Raw genomic sequence first — 24304 nt, 5'->3', positions numbered from 1 at the left:
GCTTCACTCCCGCGGCCGGAGCTCGGCCCCGGCCTGTTCGTCTTCCAGGCGCGCGATCCGACGGATCTCGGCCAGCGCCGAGCGCCTGCCGCGCCGCAGGCTGATCAGTTCAAGGACGATCGCGAGCACTGCGACGCCCCAGGCCATCCAGACCCAGAAGCCGTGCCCGCCCATCGCGAAAAAGGCTGATGCGCTTTCCCAATGCATTTAACGGTCTCCTTGGAGCGCGACCGCGCGGGCCCAGGGCTCGCGGCGGCAGCGCCTCAGCACTTCGGTGCGGGTGCGCTCAAGAACCGCTCCCGTGCAGTAAATCCACAGGGCCGCCACCATGATGAGCACGGTGTAGAACATCGTGGTCTCCATCGAGGTGCCCCGGGTGGTGATGGAGGCGCCCTGGTGCAGGGTGTTCCACCACCGCACCGAAAAATAGATGACAGGCACGTTGAGCGCGCCCACGATCGCGATCACCGCGGCAGCCCGGTCGGCCTTGCGGTAGTCGTCGATCGCCTCGTGCAGCGCGATGTACCCGAGATAGAGAAAAAAGAGGATCAGCATGCTCGTGAGCCTCGCGTCCCAGACCCAGTAGGTGCCCCAGGTGGGCCTGCCCCACATCGAGCCGGTGAAAAGTGCGATGAAGCCCATCAGGGCGCCGGTCGGAGCCATCGCCACGGCGAAAGCCGGGGCCATCTTCGAGCGCGTGACAAGCCCCCAGACCGTGTAGAGCGCCATCATGACGTAAATGAAGAGGCTCATCCAAGCGGCCGGGATGTGCATGAAGATGATGCGGTAGGAATTGCCCTGCCGATAGTCGATCGGGGTCACGAAAAAGCCCATGTAAAACCCGACCGCAAAAAGGACGAGCGAGACCGCAAAACAGCCTTTGGCAAGGGGGCCCACAGACTTGTAAAAGCGCTCCGGATCCGTAAAGCAAGGAAAGCTCATGGCGTCAGCCTCTTTTCTCCAATCATTCTTCAATCGGTCGACCTGTCCCCCGCGGAACTCCGCCCCATTCTCCCCGCCGCGCCTTCAGGAGACCGCAATGCGCAGCGCCGCGGCAGCAGCCCAGGGGGCCACCGCGAGTGCAAAAAGCGAAAGAGCCGCGGTGATGAGAAAGTAGGCGCCGGGCGCCACCGATACGGCGACCGCTCCCGCCGCCCCGGCGCCGAAAATGAGCACCGGGATGTAAAGCGGAAGAACCAGCAGCGAGGTGAGGACGCTGCCCGCCCGAAGCCCCAGCGTAAGCGCGGCCCCCACCGACCCGATCAGCGAGAGCACCGGGGTGCCCAGCAGCAGCGAGGCGGCCAGCGCCCCCGTCACGGCGGGCTCCAGATCGAACATCAGGCCCGCGAGCAGCGAAAAGACCGTGATGGGGATTCCCGTGGTAAGCCAGTGCGCGAAAACCTTCGCCAGCACGATGAGCGCGAGGGGGTCGGGCGAGAGGATCATCTGCTCGAGCGTACCGTCGGCGAAATCCTGCGCGAACAGCCGCGGCAGCGACAGAAGCGCCGCCAGCAGCGCCGCCACCCAGACGATGCCCGGGGCGATGCTGCGCAGCAGCCCCGTCTCCGCCCCCACGCCCAGGGGCACGAGCGTGATCACGACAAGAAAGAAGAAGACAGTCTGCAGCAGGTCGGCCTTCTGGCGCATGGCCAGCATCAGGTCGCGGCGCACGACGGCAAAAAACAGCTTAAGCATGGCGCGCCTCCCGGCCTTTCCGCCCCGGCGCGAAAGCCGAGACGTCAAACTCGAAATACCCGGGAGCGCTCAGCCCGGAGGCCTGGTGGGTCGTCATCACGGTGATTCCTCCCGAGGCGGCGTGCGCCTCGATGAGGCGGCACAGGGCCTCAACTCCGCGGGGGTCGAGCGCCGTGAAGGGCTCGTCGAGGATCCAGAGCGGAACCGGCTCCGAAAGGTAGAGCCGCGCGAGGGCCGCGCGCCTGTGCTGACCCTGGGAGAGGGAGCGCGCGGGCTCGTCCTCGTAGCCCGCAAGCCCCACGCGGCGAAGCGCCTCGCGGCACCCGCCCTCGTCTGCCGGGCGGCCGAAAAGCGCCGCGTTCACCCGGAGGTTCTCAAGACAGGAGAGCTCCTCCTTCAGGCCGTTCATGTGCCCGATGTAAAGAAGCTCCGCGCGGTAGTCCCCGCCCAGCTCCCTGATCGGGCGGCCGCGCCAGAGCACTTCGCCCGACTCGGGCTCGAGCAGCCCCGTGATGATCCTCATGAGGGTGGTCTTTCCCGCGCCGTTCTCCCCGAAAAGGCGAACGACTGCACCGGCGCGGGCCTCGAGCGAGAGCCCCCGGTAGAGGCAACGCTCTCCCCTCACGCAGGCCACCCCCCGGAGGGTGAGCTGGGGGGCGGCAAGCGGCTTTTGCTCCTGTCTGTTCATCGGATGGATCGTCTCATGTTGCAGACGGCACGTCTGCCAGCTTTTTCTTTTTTTGCAGCCGGCTCTCTATCTATATAGAGACCGGAGTGCGCCGCGCCTTCGCAGACGCGGTACTTACTTTGTCTGCGAAAGTTTAGGGAATCGTCATTAAGCCTCGCTTAAGGCTCCCGGCCCGATTCATGGAACAGGGAAACATTAGTATTTTCCCTTATACCTGCCTAAACTACCGCCGCCCTATACCGCCTTTAAGGGTAGTCTGCTCCCTCTTCCAATTTGACTCGCATCAAATTACTACCCTTAAAGGGATAATCATCGGCCAAACCATTAATACTGTACAAAAATACACTAGTGTTAACACTTAGTCTTTCTGAAAAATCCGACAGGTATTTATTTTTGCCGGGTCTTCCCTTAGAGTGGGGATCGACGGGAGACGAGTGCACCTCACTCCCAGGTTTTTTTACCCACCACAGAAGCGAAATCCAAAGCCGCAGCCGGCCGGGTCCCCTAAAGAACAGGGAACCGCGGGCCGGTCGAACAGACGGCTTGAAAGAGGAGATAGCTATGGCTGAAACTCAGTATGAGGCCCTTCGCCGCCAGGGCGTGAGCCGCAGAAGCTTTCTGCAGTTCTGCTCACTGACCGCCGCGAGCCTCGGGCTCGGCAGCGCCGGCGCCAAGGACATCGCCCAAGCGATGCAGACCAAACCCCGCGTCCCGGTCGTCTGGCTGCACGGTCTGGAATGCACCTGCTGCTCGGAGTCCTTTATCCGTTCCTACCACCCGATCATCAAGGACGTGGTTCTGTCGATGGTCTCGCTCGACTACGACGACACGCTGATGGCCGCCGCCGGCGAGCAGGCCGAGGAAGCGCTCGAAGATACGATCACCAAGTACAAGGGCCAATACATCCTCGCCGTCGAAGGCAACGTGCCGCTCGGCAACGACGGAACGTTCTGCGTGCCCTCGGGCCAGATCTTCCGCGACAAGCTCATCCGCGTCGCCAAGGACGCCAAGGCCGTGATCGGCTGGGGCTCCTGCGCCGCCTGGGGCTGCATCAACACCGCCAAGCCCAATCCCACCGGCTCCGTGCCGATCACCGAAGTGATCTCCGACAAGCCGATCGTGCTCGTGCCCGGCTGCCCGCCGATTCCCGAGGTGATGACCGGCGTGCTCACCTACATCCTCACCTACGACCGCCTGCCCCCGCTCGACCGCCAGGGACGTCCGAAGATGTTCTACGGCCAGCGCATCCACGACAAGTGCTACCGCCGCGGCCACTTCGACGCCGGACAGTTCGTCGAGAAGTTCGACGACGAGGGCGCGAAGCTCGGCTACTGCCTCTACAAGATGGGCTGCAAGGGTCCGACCACTTACAACTCCTGCTCGACCCTGCGCTGGAACGAAGGTCTGTCCTGGCCGGTCCAGTCCGGCCACGGCTGCATCGGCTGCTCCGAGGCGAACTTCTTCGACAAGGGCTCCTTCTATGACCACGAGACCACCGTCCTGCCTCCGGGCTGGGGCGGCGTCGAGGCGACCGTCGACAAGGTCGGCCTCGGAGTGATGGCCGTCGTGGGCGTCGCCGCGGCTGCCCATATCGCGGCAAGCGCCGTGGTCCAGGCCCGCGCGAAAGGCAATAACAAGCACATTGGAGAAGGCAAATGAGTGAAACCCGTATCGTCGTTGACCCGCTGACCCGAATCGAGGGCCACCTGCGCGTTCAGGCTGTCATGGGCAGTGACGGCAAGCTCGCCGACGCCTATTCCACCGGCACGATGTGGCGCGGGCTCGAAGTCATTCTGAAGGGCCGCGATCCCCGCGACGCCTGGGCCTTCGTCGAACGCATCTGCGGCGTCTGCACCGGCATTCACGCGCTCGCCGCCGTGCGCTCCGTCGAGGACGCGATCGGCATCAAGATCCCGAAGAACGCGAACATCATCCGCAACCTGATGAACGCGACGCTCTACGCTCAGGACCACGTGACGCACTTCTATCAGCTGCACGCGCTCGACTGGGTCGACGTCGTCTCCGCACTCAAGGCCGATCCGCGCGAAACCGCCGCCATCGAAGCGAAGATCGCGCCGCACCATGAGCTCAACGGCGTGGGCTACTTCAGCGACATTCAGCGCCGCCTGAAGGACTTTGTCGCCACCGGCCAGCTCTCGATCTTCAAGAACGGATACTGGGGCCACCCCGCCATGAAGCTGCCCCCCGAGGTGAACCTGCTCGCGACCGCTCACTACCTGGAGGCTCTTGACTTCCAGCGCGAAGTGATCAAGATCCACACGATCCTCGGCGGCAAGAACCCGCACCCGAACTACCTCGTGGGCGGCGTTGCCTGCCCGATCAACGTGAGCGGCACGGGCGCCGCCGGCAACGGCCTGAACGAAGTGACGCTCAACTACATGCGCGACATCGCCAAGTACGCCGTCGACTTCGTGAACAACGTTTACCTGCCCGACCTCAAGGCGATCGCTGCCTTCTATCCCGAGTGGACGAAGGTGGGCGGCTACAAGAACTTCCTGTGCTACGGCGACTTCCCGGAGATCGCGAACCAGTGGGACAACAAGAGCTGCCAGATGCCCTCCGGCGCGATCCTCAACGGCAACCTCAAGGAGGTCATGCCGGTCGATCCCCGCAACACCGAGGAAATCCAGGAGTTCGTCGATCACTCGTGGTTCAAGTACGAGGACGGCAAGAAAGGCCTGCATCCGTGGGAAGGCGACACCACGCCGCACTACGAGCTGCCCAAGGGCGCCGAAGGCACCCGCACGAAGTTCTCCTGGCTCACCACGAACGGCAAGTACTCCTGGATCAAGGCGCCGCGCTGGAAGGGTCACGCGATGGAAGTGGGCCCGCTCGCCCGCCTCGCGGTCGGCATCGCCCTTGACGTCGATCACGTGAAGCAGCCCGCGCTGCAGCTGCTGCAGGAACTCAACCTGCCGCTGGAAGCCGCCTTCTCCACCCTCGGCCGTACGGCCGCCCGCGCCCTCGAGGCGAAGTGGGTCGCTGACAAGATGGTGCAGTACGTCGACGACCTCACCGCCAACATCAAGGCGGGCGACGAAGCCGCCGCCAACATGGAGAAGTGGGAGCCCTCGACCTGGCCGAAGGAGTGCAAGGGCGTGGGCCTTTGCGAAGCCCCGCGCGGCGCGCTCGGCCACTGGTGCGTCATCAAGGACGGCAAGCTCACCAACTGGCAGGCCATCGTGCCCACCACCTGGAACGCTTCGCCGCGCTCCGACGACGGCGAGATCGCCCCGTTCGAGGCCTCCCTCAAGGGAACCCCGATCGCCGATCCGAAGCGCCCGGTCGAAATCCTTCGCACGATTCACTCGTTCGACCCGTGCCTCGCCTGCGCGTCGCATCTCTTCTCGGCCGACGGCAAGGAAATCACGAAGGTCGTTTCCGAGTAAGGAGGCATCCTCATGAAAATCGACAACACCACCTACGAGGTCGACCTCTCGGACGGCAAGTGCCAGCCTATCTACGTATGGGAAGCTCCCGTGCGCGTCTGGCACTGGCTCATGGTCGTCACGATGGTGACGATGATCGTGACCGGCTACCTGATCGGCCGCCCGCTCAGCTCCAACATGGCTGACACGTGGCAGACCTATCAGTTCGGCTACATCCGCATGCTTCACTTCATTGCGGCGTTCGCCTTCACCGGCCTGTTCATCTACCGCATCTTCTGGGCCTTCATGGGCAACCGCTACGCGCGTCAGATCTTCCTGCCGCCGCTGTGGTCCTGGAAGTTCATCAAGGGCATCGTGAACCAGGCGCTCTATTACCTCTTCATCAAGAAGAGCGCCCCGGAGTACGCGGCCCACAACCCGCTCGCTGCGATCGCGATGTTCGCGTTCTTCGTGCTGGGATCCTTCGGGATCATCATCACGGGCTTCGCCCTCTACGGTCAGGCCTTCGGCGCGGGGACCGGCTGGGAGACGCTCACCGGGTGGGTGATTCCGCTCTTTGGCGACTCCCAGGCCGTGCGCACGACGCACCATGCCCTGATGTACGTGTTCTGCCTGTTCATGGTGGCTCACCTCTACATGGCCAGCCGCGAGGACATCATGGGCGGCGCCACCGAGATGTCGGCCATTACGAACGGCCTGCGCATGTTCAAGCACGCGAAGTAAGGCTGGCTGCGCCCCTCTCCCGCCGCGGATGACATTCTTATCTACGACGAGAGGGGTATGAACCTCACGGCGGGACTTCCCTCCCATGGTGGAAGTCCCGCCGATTTTTTTTTGTTAACCTAACAGGCGTCTGCTAAGGGGCGTTGGGACCGCCCGCTTCTGACGGCGCGTCCCCTTCCCTGAAATTCAAGGAGAGGCAAGGTGCCTGCGGTCGCGAAAAAATACAAAGTCGTCGTCATGGGCGTCGGCAACATCCTCTGGGCCGACGAAGGCTTCGGCGTGCGAGCGGTCGACGCCTTTCACCGCAGGTGGAAGGTCCCGGCCGGCGTCGAGGTGATCGACGGGGGCGTGCTCGGCTACTTTCTTGCCGAATACATCGAAAACGCCGAGCGGCTGCTTGTCTTCGACTGCTGCGACTTCCACGGCCGCCCGGGCGAGGTGACGCGCTTTGCCGACCAGAGCATCCGACCGTGGCTCGCGACGAAGGTGTCCGTGCACCAGGCGGGGCTCAACGACCTCTTTGCTACGGCGATGCTGCTCGGGCGCTATCCCGAGCATGTCACGGTGCTCGGCTGCCAGCCCGAAAACATCGAAGACTACGGCGGTTCGCTCACCCCCGCGGCCCAGGCCGCGATCCCGAAGGTGCTGGAGGCGGCCGAGCGCGAGCTGTCGCTCTGGGGAGTCGAGCTCGAGCCGCGCGGCGAGGGCGAGAAGGTCGCCCCGCTTGCGGAATCCTGCCTCGAGCAGGACGTCTACGAGCAGGGGCGCCCGACCGAAGACGAGGCCTGCCGGTTCGCAGACCCGCGCTTCTGCACCCCGCAGGAGCCGCGCCGCGGCAGCAATTGAGCGCGGCCGATCGAAGGAGGATTTCAAGCACATGTGCATCGCAATTCCCATGCAGGTGGTCTCAAGCGACGCTCTGAGCGCCTGCTGCCGCAACGGCCCGGAGGAAGTCCGGGTGAACACGGAGCTCACAGGCCGGGCGAAGCCCGGCGACTGGCTCCTCGTCTTCCAGGGCAGCGCCGTGCGCCCGATGGAGCAGAGCGAGGCGCTGCAGATGCGCGCGGCCCTGGGGGCCCTCTCCTCGGTCATGGACGGCACCGCGACCCGCGAAGGAATTGATGCGGCCTTTGCCGACATCACGGCCCACACCGGGGAGCTGCCGGACTTTCTCAAGCCCGGCCCCCGCGGCTCGTGAACCGCGTGCTTCCATCGATTTTCACCCACCACCGGAACAGACACAGAAAAAGATGCCAGTCAAGCTTAACGAACCCACGCGTGAAATCACCCAGGTCGACGTCGACCGCCATCCGGTCTTCCAGAGGCTCTGGGGCGCCGAGGGCTTCACTCGCGTCACCGAGGAGAACCTCGGCGCGTTCGCGTCCCAGAAGGGGCTCGTGCTCGCCGTGTTCGCCGACAATCCCACCACCTTCAAGGAAAGCATCGACATCGCGGTGATTGCGCCCGAGATCGGCCGCGCGTTCGGCGCCTATCTCTCCGGCCGCGGTTTCACCGACCCGAGGGTGGGCCGCGCGATCGCCTCGCGCTACGGACTGACGCGGCTGCCGGCCGTCGGCTTTTTCCGCGACGGCGAGTTCCTCGGGGCGCTGCAGGGCCTCAAGGGGTGGTCGGAGTACATCCAGGGGCTTACCGAGATCGGCGCTCGACAGCAGCCCGCAAGGCACACGATTTCCATCCAATCCAACTGACCGCGCTCCGGTCCCACGGGTCTCCCCCAAACCGGAGCCCGGCGGTCCAAAGCGCACAAACCATCTCAGGACACAATTTCCATGGACAATGTGATTTCCGCCAGCAGCATTCTTGAGGCAGGCAAACAGGCCCGCAGTTTCGTGCGCGACGAAAAAAAGGTCGCCGTGGCCCGCGAAGCCCTCGAGTGGCTCAAGGCGACCCGGGCGCTGCTCGAGAAGACCCAGCGCGACGGCGGCGGGCTGCACGAGGTAACGGACCTGAACGGCCGCAGCGACGAGTTCAAGAAATTTCTGTTTGACACGCTCGAGAGCGGCGAAATCCGCATCACGATGGACGGCGGCCGCATCCGCATGGAGGAAACGGGCGTGCCGACGCTCTGGCGCATGCTCGTGGGCCAGCAGGACATGATCGTGACGGCCTACATTCCGGAGGTGGTGCTGCGCTTCAGCCGCACCGAGGGAGCAGATACGATCGTCGAGCCCGAAAAGAAGCCCGACGGACTCTTCGCGACGCCCGCGATCTTCTCGGAGCTGCGCTCGCAGCTGCGGCACTGCGACATGACCCGCTTCGACCCGCACGCGATCCCCCACGCCGTCGAGCTCTCGCGCGAGCCCCTGTCGCCCGCAGACAAGGCCTACATCAATGAGATCTTGGGCGAAGGCTCGATCCACGTCCAGATGCAGGGCTTTGCGAAGAGCACAATCACGCAGACCCGGGTGCGCGGCCTCTGGAGAAGCAAAATCCTCAACAACGCGGGCCGCGAGCTGCTCGACCAGGTCGTGGTTTCGCCGCTGCCGCCCGAAATCCCGAGCACGCCCGACGACCTGGCGGAGGCCGTGAAGAAGCTCTCCGACATGATCGAGTGGGTGGAAATCGACATTTCCCGCGGCGCGATCGGCTGATGCCCTGGAAAACACGGAGGGAGAGCTGGAGATGACAGAAAAGAACGCAGGCCTCACGAACGACCCGCTCTACTACCTCGAGCGCTTCGAGCAGCAGAGAATCGGCCCGCGCACCCGCATGCAGTGCAAGGTCTGCGGCTTCGTCTACGATCCGGACGAAGGATGCCTCGAGTGGCAGGTGCCGCCCGGGACCCCCTTTCTCGAGGTCCCGCAGAACTACGACTGCCCGGCCTGCGGCTGCCCGCACTCCTCCTTCATCATCCTCGACCGCGAAAGGGGACACGAAAATGACTGACAAAGCCGCAGAACCCGTCCGCCCCCGGGTGCGCGTGCGGGTCTTCCGCGAAAGCCCCGAGAAGTTCTTCCTCGCGGGCTTTCGGAAAATAGCGAACACCCGCATGAAAGGGGTTCCAATCTGCAATCCGAAGCTGCACGTCTCCACCCTGCCCTTCAGGCTGGTGAACGGACAGTGGATCGGGGGCGTTGTGACGCCCTGGTCGCTGCTCGTGATCCGGGCCTGCGCGACTCCGGCCAGCTGGGAGCGCATCGCGGAGACCAAGGTGGGCTCGATCGAGCTGCCGGGCGGAGATTTCAGCTTCATGTGCGTGCGAGACCTCGAGATGGGCGAGTACCAGAGCTGCTCGCTGCTCTCGCCCACCTGGGAGGTGGGCGACCAGGAGACGGCCGAGGCCGTGGTGCGGATTTCGCTTGAGACGATGCTTACCGCGCCTGACAGGCAGGAGGCGGACGCGTCCGGACAGCAGGCCTGCGGGGCGCCCCGGGCGGGCAGCGCCCGGGCCGCAGACCCGTCGCGGCTCTCCCGCCGGGACTTCTTCACCCGGCCCGCAAGGAGCGAAGCCCCGGCCGGCCGGCCCTCTGATTCTGACTCCGGAGACACCCCATGAGCGCGTTTCCCGACATCGGCACCGTCGAAGTGATCATGCATCCCGAGGCCGGAGCGCCCGGAAAAGTGACCGTGAGGAGCACCCGCCGCCTTCCCGTGGCGAACCTGTTCGTGGGGCGCCCTGCCGACGCTTCCATTCCAAAGCTGATCTCCATGCTTTTCGCGCTCTGCCCCGCGGCTCAGAGCTGCGCCTGGGAGGCGGCCGCCTCGCTGGCCGAAACCGGACGGCTGCCCGAGCAGAAGCTCGCGCAGTGGGGCGCCATCGTGCAGCTCGAGGCGATGAGCGAGCACCTGAGGTGCCTGCTGGTCGAGCTGCCGCGCGCACTCGGAATCGACGAGCAGCTCGATCTGCGGCCCCTCGGGTTCCTCCGTATGAAGATCACGGGCGTGCGCGGCGTGGACGCTGCGGGCCGCGAGAACCTTCTTCGCGTGATCCGCGGCGTCGCGGCAAACCTCCTTTTCGGATCCGAGGAGCTGATTACGAAGCTCTCCGAGTGGCGGAGCCAGCACGAAATCGAGGACTGGATCACGCGCCTGCCCGCGCCGCTGCGCTCAGGGCTCACCTACCTCTCCACGCTGCCGCGCACGCTGGGCGCAACGGGCGTGCGGGATCTCGATCCGGAATCCCCCACTGTGCGCAAGGAGCTCGCCTCGGGACTGCGCGAGAGCGCGTTCTGCTTTGAGCCGAGGCTTTTCAGCGGCCCCGCGCAGACCTCAGCCCTCACCCGCCGGGCCACCTGCCCCGCGCTCATGCCCGAGCTGCTGCGGCGCAGTCCCGGCTGCTTCGATTACTACTACGCGCGCGTGCTCGAACTCGGCTCCTGGTGCGGCGGATTCGAGCCGCCCGAGAAGCTCGTCTCGGGCTTCAGCCCGGAGCCGGGGGTGGGCATCAGCTTCGTGCAGACCGCCCGCGGCACCCTCACCCACCGCGTCAGGATCACAGGGGGCATCGTGCGCGAGGCCTCCATTGTCGCGCCCACCGAATGGAACTTCGTGCCGGGAGGCGCAGCCGAGCAGGCGCTCAACGCCCTTTCGGTCTCCGACTGGAAGAGCTGGCAGACCCGGGCCGAGATCGTGCTGCGGCAGTTCGACGCCTGCATACCCTACAAGATCGTCACGGAGAGCGGCCATGCATGAGGTCTCGATTGCCGAAGGCATCATGGAGATCGTTTCCAGCGCCGCCGCGAAGGCGGGGGCGAAGTCGGTGAGCGAGGTACGGGTCGCGGTGGGAGAGCTCTCCGCGGTCGAAACCGAAGCACTTTCCTTCGCCTTCGAGTCCGTGAAAAAAGGGACCGTCGCCGACCGAGCCCGGCTCGTGATCGAGCGGCCCGAGGGGCGGGCCTGGTGCCTCGACTGCAGGCGCGAAGTGCCGCTGCACCGCTTCGGCGACGCCTGTCCGCTTTGCGGAGGCTATCACCTCGCACCCACCCAGGGCCGGGACATGAAGGTAATCGACCTCAAAGCCGACTCCGGCCCGGACGAACAACGCAATTCTTGAAATGAAAGGAGACTGCTGATATGTGTACCACCTGCGGCTGCGGCGGAAACCACAGCCATATCCACGCCCACACCGACGAAAACAGCAACGTCACGATCCACGCGGGCGAGGATGGCCACGATCACGACCATCATCACCACGACGAGGGCTCCAGGACGATCAGCGTCGAGGAGGACATCCTCGCGAGAAACAACGCCGATGCGGCAAAAAACCGCGCCTTTTTCGCGAGCCGCGGCATCCTCGCCCTCAACTTCGTCTCGAGCCCCGGCTCGGGAAAGACCGAGCTGCTCGCGGCCACCATCCGCCGCGCGGATCCGAAAAAGCTTCCGATCACCGTGATCGAAGGCGACCAGGAGACGAACAACGACGCGGACCGCATCCGCTCGGCCGGCGCCCGCTCCGTGCAGATCAACACCGGCAAGGGCTGCCACCTCGACGCCGCCATGGTCGCCCACGCGCTCGAGCACCTCAATCCGGAGCCCGGGAGCGCCTGCCTCATTGAAAACGTCGGCAATCTTGTCTGCCCGGCCGAGTTCGACCTCGGGGAGGCGCACAAGGTGGTCGTGATTTCCGTGACCGAGGGCGCGGACAAGCCCCTCAAGTATCCGGACATGTTCCGCGCGGCCGACCTCATGCTGATCAACAAGATCGACCTGTTGCCCTATGTCGACTTCGACATCGACAAGTGCGAGGAGTACGCGCGGCGCGTGAACCCGAAGATCCGCTCGATGCGGGTCTCCGCCACGAAAGGCGACGGGCTCGAGCGCTGGATCAAGTGGCTCGAGGCCGAGCTCACTCTCGCCTCCCTTTAAAAAAGAAAAGCGCGCGCAGGGGCCGCTCACTGATGCAGGCAGAGCACAACATTCGGAAGCTGCTTCGGGTCACGGGACTCGTGCAGGGCGTGGGCTTCCGGCCCACGGTCTACCGCCTCGCGCTCGAGCGCGGGCTCTCGGGCTTCGTCTACAACGACGCGGCCGGGGTCGGCATCGAGCTAGAAGGCGCGCCCGAGGCGGTCGGGGGCTTTGCCGCGGCGCTGGAAAAGGACTGCCCGCCGCTTGCGAGGATCGACTCGATCAGGCAGAGCGATCTGCCGCCCACGGGCGAGACGGGCTTCCGGATCGTCGAGAGCCGTGGCGGGGCCGTCACCACCGCCATCACTCCGGACGCCGCGACCTGCCTCGAGTGCGCCCGCGACATGTTCACGCCCGGCAACCGCCGCTACCGCTACGCCTTCACGAACTGCACGCACTGCGGACCGCGCTTCACCATCACGCGCGCCCTCCCCTACGACCGTCCGCAGACCTCAATGGCGCCCTTCCGCATGTGCCCGGCCTGCGAGGCCGAGTACGGCGATCCCCTGGACCGGCGCTTCCACGCGCAGCCCAACGCCTGCCCCGAGTGCGGGCCTCATCTCGAGCTCTGGAGCGCAGACGGAGAGCGCATCGACTGCGGGGACGTGATCGAGCGCGCCCTCGCTCTGATCCGCGGGGGCTCGATCCTCGCCGTGAAGGGGCTCGGGGGCTTTCACCTCGTCTGCGACGCGGAGAACGCCGCCGCGGTCGCGAGGCTTCGCGCCCGCAAGAAGCGCAGCGAGAAGCCGCTTGCGGTCATGGCAGGCAGCGTCGCCTCGGCGCGGAGCCTGGTCGAGCTCTCGGAGCTTGAGGAGAAGACGCTGCGCTCGCGCGCCCGGCCCATCGTGCTCGCAAGAAAGAAGCCGGGGTGCGACGCCCGGCTTCCCGGGGTCGCGCCGGGACTCTCCGAGCTTGGCGTCATGCTGCCCTACACGCCCCTGCACCTGCTTTTCTTCCACGAGGCGGCGGGCCGCCCCGACGGAGTCGAGTGGCTGGAGCGCGCCATCCCCCTCGTGGTCGTCATGACGAGTGCGAACCCCGGGGGCGAGCCCCTCGTGATCGGCAACCGCGAGGCGCTGAAGCGCCTGTCCCCGATCGCGGACTATCTGCTCGTCCACAACCGCGACATCCTGATCCGCTGCGACGATTCGGTGGTGCGGGTGGTGGCCGGGGCTCCGCGCATGGTGCGCCGCGCCCGCGGCTACACGCCGGAGGCCGTGCCGCTTGCCTTCGGCGGCAGGCCCGTGCTTGCCACGGGCCCCTGGCTCAAGTCAACGGCCTGCCTCACGAGAGGCGGCGAGGCTTTTCTCTCGCAGCACATCGGAGACCTCTCGAACGCCTCCTCCTGCCGGGCCCTCGAGCTCGCGGTCGAGCACCTCGAGCGGCTGCTTGAAATCAGGCCCGAGACCGTAGCCCACGACCTGCACCCCGACTTCTTCTCCACGCAGCTCGCCCTTCGGATCGAGCGCGAGCGGGGGATCGCGCGCTATGCGGTGCAGCACCACCGGGCGCACATCGCAGCCGTGATGGCCGAGCACCGGATCGCCTCGAGCGCGCTCGGGCTCGCGCTGGACGGCGTGGGGCTGGGCACCGACGGCTCGGCCTGGGGCGGAGAGCTGCTGATCGTATCGCCCGCCGGGTTCGAGCGGCGCGCGCACCTTCTGGCCCTGCCGCTACCGGGCGGAGACCGCGCGGCCCGCGAGCCCTGGCGCATGGCCGCCTCGGTGCTCTGGGCGCTGGGCCGAGCGGGCGAAATCGCGCAGAGGTTTCCGTCCATGCCGGGCTCGGGCGCCATGGCGCGGCTGATCGAAAATCCGCGCCTCACCGGACGCACGACCTCCATGGGCCGGCTCTTCGACGCCGCCTCGGCGCTTCTCGGACTCTGCCTCGAGCAGCGGGACGAGGCCACCGCCGCCATGCGGCTGGAGTCGGCCGCCGCGGGAGTCTCCGCCCGCGCGGCGGGGAAGGCCTGGGAGATCGCGCCCGATGGAACGCTCTCGCTGCTGCCTCTGTTCGAGCGGCTCCTTGAGGTTCCGAACGACCCTCAGGCCGTCGCACAGGCCTCGGCGGACTTCCACGAAGGACTCGCGCAGGCGCTCGCGGACTGGCTCCTCGAGACGGGGCCCTCGGGACTTCCCGTCTGCTTCGGGGGCGGGTGCTTTCTCAACCGCAGGCTCACGGTGCGGCTCTTGGAGCTGCTCGAAGCCCGGGGAATCCGTCCGCTGCTGCCCTCGCGGGTGCCGCCTGGCGACGGCGGGGTCGCTCTCGGACAGGCCTGGTGCGCCCTCATGGCGCAGAGGGAGGGCGTCCCCGGCCCGGGCGACGTCCTTCGCACGGGCGCTTCATTTACAAAGAACCAAAGTCGTTAAAACAATACAGAAAAGAGGATTTCAGCTATGTGTCTTGCAGTTCCAGGAAAAATCGTGAGCGTGAGTTCTCCCGAGGAGGCCGTAGCGGACCTGGGCGGCATCAGGAAAGCAGTGAACGTGAGCCTCATCGACGACCCGAAGCCCGGGGACTGGGTGATCATTCACGTGGGCTTCGCCCTGCAGAAGATTGACGAAGAGCAGGCCCAGGAGACGCTGCGCGCGCTCGAAGCGGCGGCGCGCTCGGGCGAAGCCCTCCAAGGAGCGGGAGCGGCGGCATGAAGTACGTGACCGAATACCGGAACTCCCGGCAGGCCCGGGCCATCGCCTCCGAACTCGAGCACGCCGCGCAGCCCGGCCGGCAGTACCGCTTCATGGAATTCTGCGGCGGCCACACCCACGTGCTCGCCCGCTGGGGACTCACGGACCTGCTGCCGGGCAACGTGCGCATGATCCACGGCCCGGGCTGCCCGGTCTGCGTGCTGCCGATCGGCCGCATCGACATGGCGATGGAGGCCGCCCTGCAGCACAAGGCGATTCTGTGCACCTACGCGGACACGCTGCGCGTGCCCGCCTCGGGCGGGAAGTCGCTTTTCATGGCAAAGGCCGAAGGCGCGGACATCCGCATGGTCTACTCGCCAATGGATGCGCTCGCCGTCGCGCGCGAAAACCCAGACCGCGAAGTCGTTTTCTTTGCGATCGGCTTTGAGACCACGACGCCGCCCACGGCGGTGTGCCTGCTCCAGGCGAAGAAAGAGGGCATCAAAAACTTTTCCGTGATCTGCTCGCACGTGCTCACGCCCGCCGCGATGGAGCACATCCTCGTCACGGCGCCCAGGCGCGAGGCCGCTCCGGTCCTCGACGGCCTGGTCGGCCCCGCGCACGTCTCGGTCGTGATCGGCTCGGAGCCCTACCGGATGTTCGCCGACAAGTGGAAGATGCCCGTCGTGATCTGCGGGTTCGAGCCGCTTGACATGCTGATGACGATCCTCATGCTCGTGCGGCAGGTGAACGAGGGCCGCCACGAGGTGGAAAACGAATTCACCCGGGCCGTGACCCCGGAGGGCAACCTGATCGCGAAAAAACTGATGGAGCGGGTCTTCCGCGTGCGCGACAGCTTCGAGTGGCGGGGCCTGGGCTCGGTCCCGCATTCGGCCCTCAGGCTCTCCCCCGAGTTTGAAGAGTTCGACGCCGAACGGCGCTTCGGTCTCGTCGAGCGCGAGGTTCCCGACAGCAAGGCCTGCCAGTGCGGCGCGATCCTGCGCGGAGAAAAAGAACCCTTCGAGTGCAAGGCCTTCGGGCGCGCCTGCACTCCCGCCCACCCGATCGGGGCCTGCATGGTCTCAAGCGAAGGCGCCTGTGCGGCCTTCTACAGCTACGGGCGGCTGCGCCGCGGCTCGGAAAAGAGCCCCGCGGCCTGAAAGGACAGGCCCGCTGCGGCTACCCCCAAAAAGGATTTTTTAAGGACAAAGCAAGTCATGGCAGAAGAGAAACGGCGCTATTTCGCTACGCCCATTGACGTGAAGCACGGCATCATCGACCTCACCCACGGCGCCGGAGGCCGCGCGACCGCCCAGCTGATCAGCCAGGTTTTCGCGCGCGCCTTCAGCAACGAGATCCTCGAGGAGGGGCACGACGGGGCCTTCCTGCCCGAGATCCACGGCACGCCTGTCGTGTCCTGCGACGCGCACGTGATCCGCCCGCTTTTCTTCCCCGGCGGCGACATCGGGTCGCTTGCCGTGGCGGGAACCGTGAACGACGTAGCCATGTGCGGGGCGAAGCCCCTTTATATCGCGGCCTGCTTCGTCATCGAGGAAGGCTTCCCGATCGCCGATCTCGACCGGATCGTCCAGTCCATGGGCCGCACGGCCCGCGAGGCCGGCGTGAAGATCGTAACCGGGGACACCAAGGTCGTTGAAAAAGGCCACGGCGACGGGCTTTACATCACGACCACCGGGATCGGCGAGGTGCTGCCGGGGATCCGGGTCTCCGGAAGGCTCGCCCGGCCCGGCGACCGGGTAATCATCTCGGGCTCGATGGGCGACCACGGCATGGCGATCATGTCCGAGCGCGAGGGGCTGTCCTTCGGCTCGGGGATCCAGAGCGACTCGGCGCCCCTCAACGCTCTGGTCGAGGAGATCTGCCGCGCCGCCCCGCATGTGCACGTGCTGCGTGACCCGACCCGCGGGGGGCTTGCCACGACGCTCAACGAAATCGCCTCCCAGAGCTGCGTGGGCATCATGCTCGACGAAGCCTCGATTCCCGTGCACGAAGACGTGGCCCAGGCCTGCGAGTTCCTGGGGCTCGATCCCCTCTACGTCGCAAACGAGGGCAAGCTGATCGCGATCGTGCCCGAAGAGGAAGCCGCCGCGTGCCTGAAGGCCATGCGCGCCGCACCGCACGGCGAAGAGTCTGCTATCGTCGGCACTGTAACGGCTGAAGACCCGGGCTACGTACAGATGACGACCCTGATGGGAGGCGTGCGCATGGTCGACTGGCTCAACGCCGACCAGCTGCCCCGGATCTGTTGAAAAAAGCCGACCGGAGGCTCATTGAAGGCTTTTCCATGGCAAGCACCAGCGACATTCTGAAAGTACCGCCCGAGGACAAGCGTCTGCTGCGGCGCCGGGCCATCGCCCGGGGGATCGACTCCCTCACCGTGTTCCTGCTCGGCTTTCCGAACGGCTTCTTCGTCTACCTCTCTTTCCTGCAGCTCGAGGAGTCGACCGGGCAGGAAGTGACGAAGACCGGCCCCATGGTGCTCTACCTTGTCTGCACGTTCGCGACGATCGCCGCCGTGCACTGCGCCTGGGAGTGCCTGTGGCTCACCTGGTTCGGGGCGACGCCCGGGAAGCTCGCCACGGGGCTGCGGGTCGTAGACTCGGAAACGGGCCGCCGGCCGGGCTTCATGCAGGCGCTACGCCGATCGACCGACCTCCTATACTTCGGCCTGTACTGGTACTTCTGCTATCCTCTGCTGCTGCCCTTCGCCTATCTGTGGTCCAAGAAGCGCCCGGCGCAGCCCTGGGACGCGAGGAACCACACCAAAGTGATCTCCGTGCGCGCCGAGGGCAGCTGAGGGACCCCCTCTCAGGGCGCGGCTTCCCGCGCCCTTTCGCGTTTGTTTTGATGCTCACCGGCCGACCTCCGGGAGAAACGGGAAATCGCCATGAATGACAATACCAGCAGGAAGGATCAGGCCGAGGTGCCGGTCCTCGCGGCACTCGAAGCTCTTACGAAAAAAGGGCCCGTGAACCTCAGGGACCCGGAGAGCCTTGCCGCCCTATTCCGCGCCTCGGGCATGGCCTCGCGCAGGTCCGCGGCAGCGATCAACGCGCACTACGAAAAGTGCGCCTCAGCGGGAGGGCCTGCGCAGCAGCCCCCCGAGCCCGGACCCGAGATCCAGGCCCTGATGGACTCCGAGATGCGCGGGCTCATGGTGCTCTCCGCGCTGCTGTCCGGGCAGCTCGGCGGGGCGGCGCTCCCCGGCTGGGCCGGGGCGCCGGCCGCGCAGTGGCTCGCCTCCGCGATTCCCGGCAACCTGTACGAGAAAAGCCCGTCCTTCGCCGAAGGAACGCCCGAGGCGGCGATCGAGAACTTCGTTCTGATCTTCAGCCACGTGAGCGGCAAATTCTCCTCCTGGGAGCAGCTGCTCAGGCGCTTTGGCGAACCGGTTGACGAGGCTGATTTCGAGGGGATGGTCTCAGTTTTCGCGAAGCTTGCCGCCGGAGTGTCGAAATCGGTCGACCTGCCGGAGGCGTTCTCGCACATGGATTTCTCGGAAGACTCCGGCCCGGGCGTGCAAAGGGCCTGAGGAAAAAAAAAAACTGCCCGAAAGGGGGCCTTTCAGCCCCCTTTCCCTTCGGACCAGTTCCTGGCGAGCGTCCTCAGGCGCCCGAAGGCGTAGCCCATGTTGTACATGACCTCGTGCGTCGTGGAAAGCGCAGCCGAGACATCCACAGGCGGGATGCGGCCCGCGAGGTATTCCTTCAGGCACTCGGCGAACACCTCCTGGGGAGTCTTTCCCTTCGTCCTGGCAAGAAGCCTGATCGCCTGCTGGCTCGCAGCGGGAAGCCTTGAGAGCAGAAAGGCGAGCTGGGCAGCGTTAAAGGGCAGCGGCACGGCGCAATTCTCCGAGTAAAAACAAGAAAGCCTGAAAATCCGCGGCAGGCGAGGGCCCTGAAGGCCGCAACGCTGCGGACTCTGTCATTTTAGCGGGAAAAAATCCCGTGGCGGCGGCCCGCGCTATAGAATGGGGCGGCTCAAAGCTCTTTCCCGCACATGCGCTTCGGAGGCCTTATCTTGCCCGGCAGTCTCAAATTCATCGTCGTCGACGACCACTCGCTCATCACCGAGGCGCTCTCCGCGCTCATCCGGGCCGACTCCCCTTCGGCCGAGGTCTATGCGGCGAACGACGTCGTTTCAGCGCGGCGGCTGCTCGCCGAGCACGGCGAGGAGGCCGACCTGCTGATTCTGGACCTGTCGATGCCGGGGGTGGTGGGCACGAGCCTGCTCGAGGAGTTCGTGAAAGCCCACCCCTCTCTCAAGATTCTGGTGCTTTCGGGGCTGCTCGACAGGAGGACTGTGCTTGGAGTCCTGCAGAAGGGAGCGGCCGGATTCGTTCCCAAGACGCTTGACGCGGGGCTGCTCACCACCGCGATCCACTTTGTGCTCAAAGGCGGCGTGTACCTGCCCTCGCGGATCATCGAGGAGAGCCAGCGCGCGCTTTTCTTCGACGAGGCCTCCAGGTCCATGCGCGAGCCCGCCGCGGCCCCCCAGGCCCTCACGCCCCGGCAGATGGACGTGCTGCGCGAGCTGGCCAAGGGCAGCCCCATCAAGAAAATCTGCCAGACGCTCGGGCTCTCGGAGGGCACAGTCAAAACCCACGTTTCCGCCATCTACCGGGCGCTCGGCGCCCGCAACCGCACCGAGGCGCTCATCGCCGCGCACCGCGCGGGCTACGACGTGAGGCTGTAGGCAGCCGGAATCCGGCTCTTTTTTTGAAAAAAGCTGCGTCCGGCGGCCTGGCCGCGGGGCATTTTCAGAAGAGAGAGGCGGGAGGCGCATGCGGGGCCGGGCCTCAGGCTTTGCGCAGCCGCGCTTTATGCCGGGTAGCGGGAAAAGTCGGGCAGAGGCGCCTGGGAGCGAGGGCCGCTGCCCGTGCTCCCCGACTCGCAGGCCCTGCGCAGGGCCGAATTGAGCTCCGCCTCGCCCGCCGGCTTCTGCAGGATTTCCGGCATCTCCGCGAGCCCCCTCGTCGGCAGCCTCTCCCGCCAGGCCTCCTCGATCACCCCGTCGGGCACCGCGGTGAGCACCACGGCAGGCAGCGGGGTGCGCAGTTCGTGCGCCAGGGTGAGGCAGCTGTCGATGCCGTTGGGCACGCCCTCGCCCAAATCGTAGTCAGTGAGCAGCACCTCCGGCTTAAAGGCCTTCATGCGCTCAGTGAGCTGCGGGCTGAAAAAGGGCTCGGCCACCACCTCCGCGCCCCAGCTGCGGAGCAGCTCGCTCACGGAGCGGCGCACCGCCGAGTTGTCCTCCAGAAAGAGAACGCGCCGCGGCAGGGGCTGCACGGCCTCCGGGCCGGCCGCCCGGCGGGCAGGGGCCACCCCCGCGGGCTCCGAGCGCTCGGCCGCGCCGAACTCCATTCGGAAGACGGTCCCGCGGCCAAGAAGCGACCCCACGCTCAGTCCGATGCCGAGCCTCCTGCAGATCGCGCTCACAATGGCAAGCCCCAGCCCATAGCCCCCCGGTCCGCTTCTTCCGGCGCTGCCGCGGTAAAAGGAATGGAACACCTTCTCGCGCTCCTCGCGAGGAATGCCCGGGCCGTTGTCGTAGACGCAGATGCGCACCCGGCCCGCGGGACAGCGCCTGGCCGCCACGATCACCTCGCCGCCTTCCGGGCGCGCGCTGCCGCAGTACTTGATCGCATTGGAGACCAGGTTGCGAAGCGCCCGGGAAACCAGCAGCCGGTCGGTGTCGATCCGCAGCTCGAGGGGGCGGATCGAAAGGCTGACACCCTTTTCCGCCGCCACCGGCGCGAACTCGCTTGCCAGAGCCCTGAGCAGGGCGGACACGGACACAAGCTCCCGGTGCACGGTGAAGTCGTCGGCCGTCATGCGGCTGAGCGCGAGGATCTGCTCGACCAGCGTCGAGATCGAGCCGGCGCACACCGAGAGCTGCTCGATCGCGGGAGCAGTGTCCGGGGTCTTCTTCATGCGCAGGATCTGCAGGTAGATGCCCATCGCCTGAAGCGGCTGGCGCAGGTCGTGGTTCGCGGCGCGGAAAAAGGCCGCGCGCCGGCGGCTCCCCTCCTCGGCTTCGCGCCGTGCGGCCTCTGCGGTGTTGCGCTCGCGCTCGAGCCGCTGCAGGAGCTTGCGGTTCTCGCTCTCGGCGAGAATCGAGGAGGTCATGAGCTCGTTCAGCTTCAGCCCCGAGTAGAGGATCACCGCGATCAGAGCGAGGAAAAAGACCGTTGCATAAAGCTGGTTGGTGAAGAAGTAGCTGCCGATCAGCGAAAGTCCCGTGGCCCCGAGCGAAAGCAGGGAGAAAACCGAAAGGCCGGGCAGCCACATGGCGTAGAAGGGCCAGGAGCCGAGCGCCACCACGACGACTGCGGTGACCGGGCTTACCAGCGAGACGATGCTCGAGTCGAAAAAGGGAAAAACGGAGCCCGCCACCCCCCAGAGAAGCCCGGTGATGACGCTGTGGGCCATCTGCGCACGAAGCCAGAAGCGGATCCGCGCGACCCGGGCCTTGTCAGCCATGAAGCGCCGGTAGAACTCGATCGAAGCCGCGATGGAGAGCGCGATGACGCTCCCCCAGATCAGAAGAATGAGCCGCGGCGCATGGTCCCAGAGCGAAAAAATGAGCAGTGCCGCGGAGGCCCCTTCAAGGATGAGGGGCACGGCAATCACGTTCATGGCGCGCTCGAGCTGCTGGGAAAGAACCCGGCTCGTACGGTGCGCGAGCGCCTCGCGCCCTCCCGAAATGCCGAACACCCTCCGCACCGAGCTGCGGAACGCGTTGAGCTTCGCCCCCATGTTCCGTCAGTCCTCGAAGTGCGGCGAGCTCAGTTCCGCGAGCCTTGTCTCAAGCTCTGCCCTGCCGCGGAAAATGACCGGAGTGGAGGAAGAGCTGAGCCTCGCGCTGCCGCTCGGGAGCGCCTGCAGCCGCCCCGGTACCCCGAAGGGCACCGCGCTGAGCTCCCGGACATGCCCGAAGGGCAGCCCCCGCACGCAGCCGATGCCTTTTCGGGCCAGCCTCCCGGCCAGTCCGTCAAGCGCATCCCCGAGGGTAAAGTCTCCGCGCGCGCCGTTTTCGCCGCAGTCCGTGAACTGTCCGAGGACCACGGCACTCTGCAGGTCGAAGACTCCGGCCTGCTCGAGCTGCGTGAGCATGCGGTCGATCCGGTAGGGCGCCTCGCCCACGTCCTCAAGGAAAAGGAGGCCGCCGCGGATCATTTCGGGCTTGGGGAACCAGGGCGTGCCCAGCAGCGAGACGATCATGGCAAGGTTGCCGCCCCAGATCGTGCCCGCGGCCTCGAACGCGACGGGGTCGCCCGGCTGCACCCAGTCGAGCGACCAGTCCGAGGCGGTAAGTGCGCGCAGGAAGCTTCTCTGGGAGGAGCGGGTCGTATGCCCGGGAGCGAGCCCTCCGGCCATCGGGCCCTGCCAGGAGGACAGGCCCGTGCGGGCGAAAAGCGCCATGTTGAAGGCCGTGAAGTCGGAAAAGCCCATTGCGACGGGATTGCGCTCCGCGACCCGCTTCCAGTCGATTCCGGGCAGAATCCGCGTCATGCCGTAACCTCCCCGGACCGGAAGCACAAGATCGGCGTCGGGGTCGGAAAGCGCCGTCATGAACTCCGCGAGCCGCTCCTGGTCGGTGCCCCCGAAGCGCTTCCAGTTCCGCCAGGAGCCGGGCGTGCGGACCACCTCGAAGCCGAGCTCCTCAAGCCCGCGGACCGAGCCCTCCAGCCGCTCGATGTCGGTTTCCGAGGGATCTTCGAGCACATAGGTGCGGCTCGGGACCACGAGTGAGACAAGGGGCTTCACGTTTTCCATTTCAAGGCCTTGCTTTTTCCGAGTTTGTGGTTGGGGCGTGGAAAGCCTACTGCGATCGGCGCCGGTTCGCAAAAAAGTCCCTGAGAAGCCCCGCACACTCGCACTCGAGCACCCCGCCCGCGACGGCAAGGTGCCGGGGGTACGGCGCGAGCCCGCGCACGTCGCAGGCGCCTCCGAAGGCTCCCGCCTTCGGATCAGGCGCCCCGTAGACTACACGCCCAAGCCTCGCGTGCGCGATCGCCCCGGCGCACATGAGGCAGGGCTCGAGGGTCACGTAGAGCGTGCAGCCGCTGAGCCGGTAATTCGAGCATCCCGCGCCGGCGGCCCGGATCGCCTGCACTTCGGCATGGGCCGTGGGGTCGTGGAGGGCGAGCGGAGCGTTGCGGCCGCGGCCGATGACTTCGCCCCCGCTCACAAGGACCGCGCCCACCGGCACTTCGCCCGCGCTTCCTGCGCGCCGCGCCTCGAGCAGGGCCTCGCGCATGAAGCGCTCGTCCTCGCCCGGCGCGGGCTCGGGAGAGCGGGGGGCGTTGACGAGGCTGTTTTTCCTTTGCAGCGCGCGGCGGATCTGCTCGCGGCGGTCGCGCCTGAGATTCTCCGCAAATTCCACTTCAAGGGCGAGACGGCGGGCGCTGAAGCCGGGCGAGGCTGCGGCCCGGGCGAGACCGTCGGGGCCGATCCAGCCCTCGGCGCGGGCGAGCGCAGCAAGCTCCGAGGGCGTGCCGCTCAAAAAGCTGCCGGCCGAAGAGAGAAAGGAGCGCGCGGCGGCCTCGGGGCCGCCTTCGGGATCGGCCAGAAGATAAAGCGCGTAAACCGCGAGCACCGCGCGGCGGTCGGGCGCCTCTGCGGAGGGCAGCCGCGCGATCGGCCAGCCCCCGCGCACCGTGAGGTCGAGGAAACGGTCGAGTTCGGCGCGGCCGATCCACTCGGGAGGGCTTTCCGTCATGGGCGAGAGCCTCCCGCGCAGTAGAGCGTCTTCACATGCCGCGAGAAAAAGAGAAAGAAAGTGCCCACGAACGCGACGGCCGAGGGAATCCCGAAGTCAATGAGGCCGGGCTGGACGCCGTAGAGCGCAAAGGAAGGAATGGCCGCGGCGGGTCCCGCGGCCCAGAGCAGCAGCGCCGCGGCGCGCGGCACCCAGGTCCTGCGGCACCAGACTAGAAGCGCCACGGCCGCCGAGTACAGTGCAAAGGAGGCCGCCGCAGGGACGACGTAGCGGAAGAACAGCGCGGAGCCCCCCGGGATTTCCACGATCGGCCTCCAGAGCGTGGAGACGATCACGGTAAGAAGCACGAGGTTCTGGAAGGCCATGAGGACCACGAGCGCAAGAAAGCCGAGGAGCAGCCCCGTCATGCCCCCGCGCCAGGGCGCGAGGTCGCCGCGCCCCGCGTCGACCCGGGCCGCGCTCTGCCGCAGGCTCGCGACGAGAACAAAGAGAAGCCCGATCAGAATCGCGGCCCCGATCCAGCCCTGCCAGTTGAATCCAGAGGAGCCCAT

General features: G+C 66.3%; 28 protein-coding genes. 19 read left to right on the top strand and 9 right to left on the bottom strand.

The features are described 5' to 3' along the window. Window positions 1-3: 3 nt before the first annotated feature. From ccmD to ccmA, 4 genes are all read right to left on the bottom strand, one after another. Window positions 4-207 (bottom strand): heme exporter protein CcmD, encoded by a 204-nt coding sequence (gene ccmD / locus MAF45_RS08250; protein ID WP_237979163.1) that lies wholly within the window; start codon window positions 205-207, stop codon window positions 4-6. Continuing rightward, window positions 208-942 (bottom strand): heme ABC transporter permease CcmC, encoded by a 735-nt coding sequence (gene ccmC / locus MAF45_RS08245; RefSeq protein WP_237979162.1) that lies wholly within the window; start codon window positions 940-942, stop codon window positions 208-210. It abuts the gene before it with no gap. A gap of 84 nt (window positions 943-1026) precedes the next feature. Next, window positions 1027-1695 carry a heme exporter protein CcmB gene (gene ccmB / locus MAF45_RS08240; RefSeq protein WP_237979161.1) on the bottom strand — a complete coding sequence of 223 codons (669 nt, stop codon included), beginning with the start codon at window positions 1693-1695 and terminating at the stop codon, window positions 1027-1029. Beyond that, window positions 1688-2383 (bottom strand): cytochrome c biogenesis heme-transporting ATPase CcmA, encoded by a 696-nt coding sequence (ccmA, locus tag MAF45_RS08235; protein ID WP_237979160.1) that lies wholly within the window; start codon window positions 2381-2383, stop codon window positions 1688-1690. Before ccmA ends, ccmB begins: the two co-directional genes overlap by 8 nt. A gap of 561 nt (window positions 2384-2944) precedes the next feature. On the opposite strand from ccmA, the gene MAF45_RS08230 reads away from it, so the two are divergent. The 18 genes from MAF45_RS08230 to MAF45_RS08145 all read left to right on the top strand — a co-directional run bounded on the left by MAF45_RS08230 (window position 2945) and on the right by MAF45_RS08145 (window position 18561). Beyond that, entirely contained in the window at window positions 2945-4042 is a 1098-nt protein-coding gene (locus MAF45_RS08230; RefSeq protein WP_245398869.1) for a hydrogenase small subunit, read from the top strand. Then, window positions 4039-5793, top strand: coding sequence for a nickel-dependent hydrogenase large subunit (locus tag MAF45_RS08225; RefSeq protein ID WP_237979159.1), 1755 nt, complete (start codon window positions 4039-4041; stop codon window positions 5791-5793). Before MAF45_RS08230 ends, MAF45_RS08225 begins: the two co-directional genes overlap by 4 nt. A gap of 12 nt (window positions 5794-5805) precedes the next feature. Continuing rightward, window positions 5806-6516 carry a Ni/Fe-hydrogenase, b-type cytochrome subunit gene (gene cybH / locus MAF45_RS08220; RefSeq protein WP_237979158.1) on the top strand — a complete coding sequence of 237 codons (711 nt, stop codon included), beginning with the start codon at window positions 5806-5808 and terminating at the stop codon, window positions 6514-6516. Window positions 6517-6717: 201 nt separating this feature from the next. Continuing rightward, the gene (locus MAF45_RS08215; RefSeq protein WP_237979157.1) at window positions 6718-7362 is read left to right on the top strand and encodes a HyaD/HybD family hydrogenase maturation endopeptidase; all 645 of its coding nucleotides are present in this window, start codon (window positions 6718-6720) and stop codon (window positions 7360-7362) included. A 31-nt stretch (window positions 7363-7393) separates the two neighbouring features. After that, window positions 7394-7714 carry a HypC/HybG/HupF family hydrogenase formation chaperone gene (locus tag MAF45_RS08210; RefSeq protein ID WP_237979156.1) on the top strand — a complete coding sequence of 107 codons (321 nt, stop codon included), beginning with the start codon at window positions 7394-7396 and terminating at the stop codon, window positions 7712-7714. 52 nt (window positions 7715-7766) lie between these two features. Next, window positions 7767-8225, top strand: a complete 459-nt coding sequence (locus MAF45_RS08205; protein ID WP_237979155.1) for a thioredoxin domain-containing protein — start codon at window positions 7767-7769, stop codon at window positions 8223-8225. Between the two features lie 81 nt (window positions 8226-8306). After that, window positions 8307-9128 carry a hydrogenase expression/formation C-terminal domain-containing protein gene (locus tag MAF45_RS08200; RefSeq protein WP_237979154.1) on the top strand — a complete coding sequence of 274 codons (822 nt, stop codon included), beginning with the start codon at window positions 8307-8309 and terminating at the stop codon, window positions 9126-9128. Between the two features lie 31 nt (window positions 9129-9159). Continuing rightward, window positions 9160-9423, top strand: coding sequence for a rubredoxin (locus MAF45_RS08195; RefSeq protein WP_237979153.1), 264 nt, complete (start codon window positions 9160-9162; stop codon window positions 9421-9423). Further along, window positions 9416-10033 (top strand): [NiFe]-hydrogenase assembly chaperone HybE, encoded by a 618-nt coding sequence (gene hybE / locus MAF45_RS08190; protein ID WP_237979152.1) that lies wholly within the window; start codon window positions 9416-9418, stop codon window positions 10031-10033. Before MAF45_RS08195 ends, hybE begins: the two co-directional genes overlap by 8 nt. Next, a complete protein-coding gene (locus tag MAF45_RS08185; protein WP_237979151.1) occupies window positions 10030-11169 on the top strand; it encodes a hypothetical protein in 1140 nt (379 codons plus the stop codon). Before hybE ends, MAF45_RS08185 begins: the two co-directional genes overlap by 4 nt. Then, the gene (hypA, locus tag MAF45_RS08180) at window positions 11162-11530 is read left to right on the top strand and encodes a hydrogenase maturation nickel metallochaperone HypA (protein ID WP_237979150.1); all 369 of its coding nucleotides are present in this window, start codon (window positions 11162-11164) and stop codon (window positions 11528-11530) included. Before MAF45_RS08185 ends, hypA begins: the two co-directional genes overlap by 8 nt. A gap of 20 nt (window positions 11531-11550) precedes the next feature. Continuing rightward, the gene (hypB, locus tag MAF45_RS08175; RefSeq protein WP_237979149.1) at window positions 11551-12342 is read left to right on the top strand and encodes a hydrogenase nickel incorporation protein HypB; all 792 of its coding nucleotides are present in this window, start codon (window positions 11551-11553) and stop codon (window positions 12340-12342) included. A gap of 32 nt (window positions 12343-12374) precedes the next feature. Further along, complete coding sequence (gene hypF / locus MAF45_RS08170) at window positions 12375-14750, top strand: carbamoyltransferase HypF (protein WP_237979148.1); 2376 nt, start codon at window positions 12375-12377, stop codon at window positions 14748-14750. 27 nt (window positions 14751-14777) lie between these two features. Further along, the gene (locus MAF45_RS08165; protein ID WP_283207043.1) at window positions 14778-15029 is read left to right on the top strand and encodes a HypC/HybG/HupF family hydrogenase formation chaperone; all 252 of its coding nucleotides are present in this window, start codon (window positions 14778-14780) and stop codon (window positions 15027-15029) included. Then, on the top strand, window positions 15026-16168 hold the full coding sequence (gene hypD / locus MAF45_RS08160; protein ID WP_237979146.1) for a hydrogenase formation protein HypD: 1143 nt from the start codon (window positions 15026-15028) through the stop codon (window positions 16166-16168). The genes MAF45_RS08165 and hypD overlap by 4 nt, the downstream gene beginning before the upstream one ends. Window positions 16169-16225: 57 nt before the next feature. Then, entirely contained in the window at window positions 16226-17278 is a 1053-nt protein-coding gene (gene hypE, locus MAF45_RS08155; protein WP_237979145.1) for a hydrogenase expression/formation protein HypE, read from the top strand. A 35-nt stretch (window positions 17279-17313) separates the two neighbouring features. Then, window positions 17314-17826: an RDD family protein gene (locus MAF45_RS08150; protein WP_237979144.1), complete on the top strand. Its 513-nt coding sequence runs from the start codon at window positions 17314-17316 to the stop codon at window positions 17824-17826. Between the two features lie 90 nt (window positions 17827-17916). Continuing rightward, window positions 17917-18561, top strand: a complete 645-nt coding sequence (locus MAF45_RS08145) for a hypothetical protein (protein WP_237979143.1) — start codon at window positions 17917-17919, stop codon at window positions 18559-18561. 32 nt (window positions 18562-18593) lie between these two features. On the opposite strand, the gene MAF45_RS08140 is transcribed toward MAF45_RS08145, so the two are convergent. After that, the gene (locus tag MAF45_RS08140; RefSeq protein WP_237979142.1) at window positions 18594-18869 is read right to left on the bottom strand and encodes a hypothetical protein; all 276 of its coding nucleotides are present in this window, start codon (window positions 18867-18869) and stop codon (window positions 18594-18596) included. 180 nt (window positions 18870-19049) lie between these two features. Between MAF45_RS08140 and MAF45_RS08135 the strand changes: the two genes are divergently transcribed. Then, complete coding sequence (locus tag MAF45_RS08135) at window positions 19050-19724, top strand: response regulator transcription factor (RefSeq protein ID WP_237979141.1); 675 nt, start codon at window positions 19050-19052, stop codon at window positions 19722-19724. Between the two features lie 125 nt (window positions 19725-19849). On the opposite strand, the gene MAF45_RS08130 is transcribed toward MAF45_RS08135, so the two are convergent. Genes MAF45_RS08130 through MAF45_RS08115 form a run of 4 tightly spaced genes read right to left on the bottom strand, consistent with a single transcriptional unit; the run spans window position 19850 to window position 24304 of the window. Further along, window positions 19850-21787 (bottom strand): ATP-binding protein, encoded by a 1938-nt coding sequence (locus MAF45_RS08130; RefSeq protein ID WP_237979140.1) that lies wholly within the window; start codon window positions 21785-21787, stop codon window positions 19850-19852. A gap of 6 nt (window positions 21788-21793) precedes the next feature. After that, on the bottom strand, window positions 21794-22807 hold the full coding sequence (locus MAF45_RS08125; RefSeq protein ID WP_237979139.1) for a S66 peptidase family protein: 1014 nt from the start codon (window positions 22805-22807) through the stop codon (window positions 21794-21796). Between the two features lie 46 nt (window positions 22808-22853). Further along, window positions 22854-23753 (bottom strand): tRNA adenosine(34) deaminase TadA, encoded by a 900-nt coding sequence (gene tadA, locus MAF45_RS08120; protein WP_237979138.1) that lies wholly within the window; start codon window positions 23751-23753, stop codon window positions 22854-22856. Beyond that, window positions 23750-24304, bottom strand: a complete 555-nt coding sequence (locus tag MAF45_RS08115) for a hypothetical protein (protein ID WP_237979137.1) — start codon at window positions 24302-24304, stop codon at window positions 23750-23752. Before MAF45_RS08115 ends, tadA begins: the two co-directional genes overlap by 4 nt.

It is taken from the genome of Mesosutterella porci, assembly GCF_022134585.1.
In the GTDB taxonomy this organism is placed as follows: domain Bacteria; phylum Pseudomonadota; class Gammaproteobacteria; order Burkholderiales; family Burkholderiaceae_F; genus Mesosutterella; species Mesosutterella porci.
Note: the sequence above shows the minus strand (reverse complement) of the source record. Positions and strands in the feature narration are given on the sequence as shown.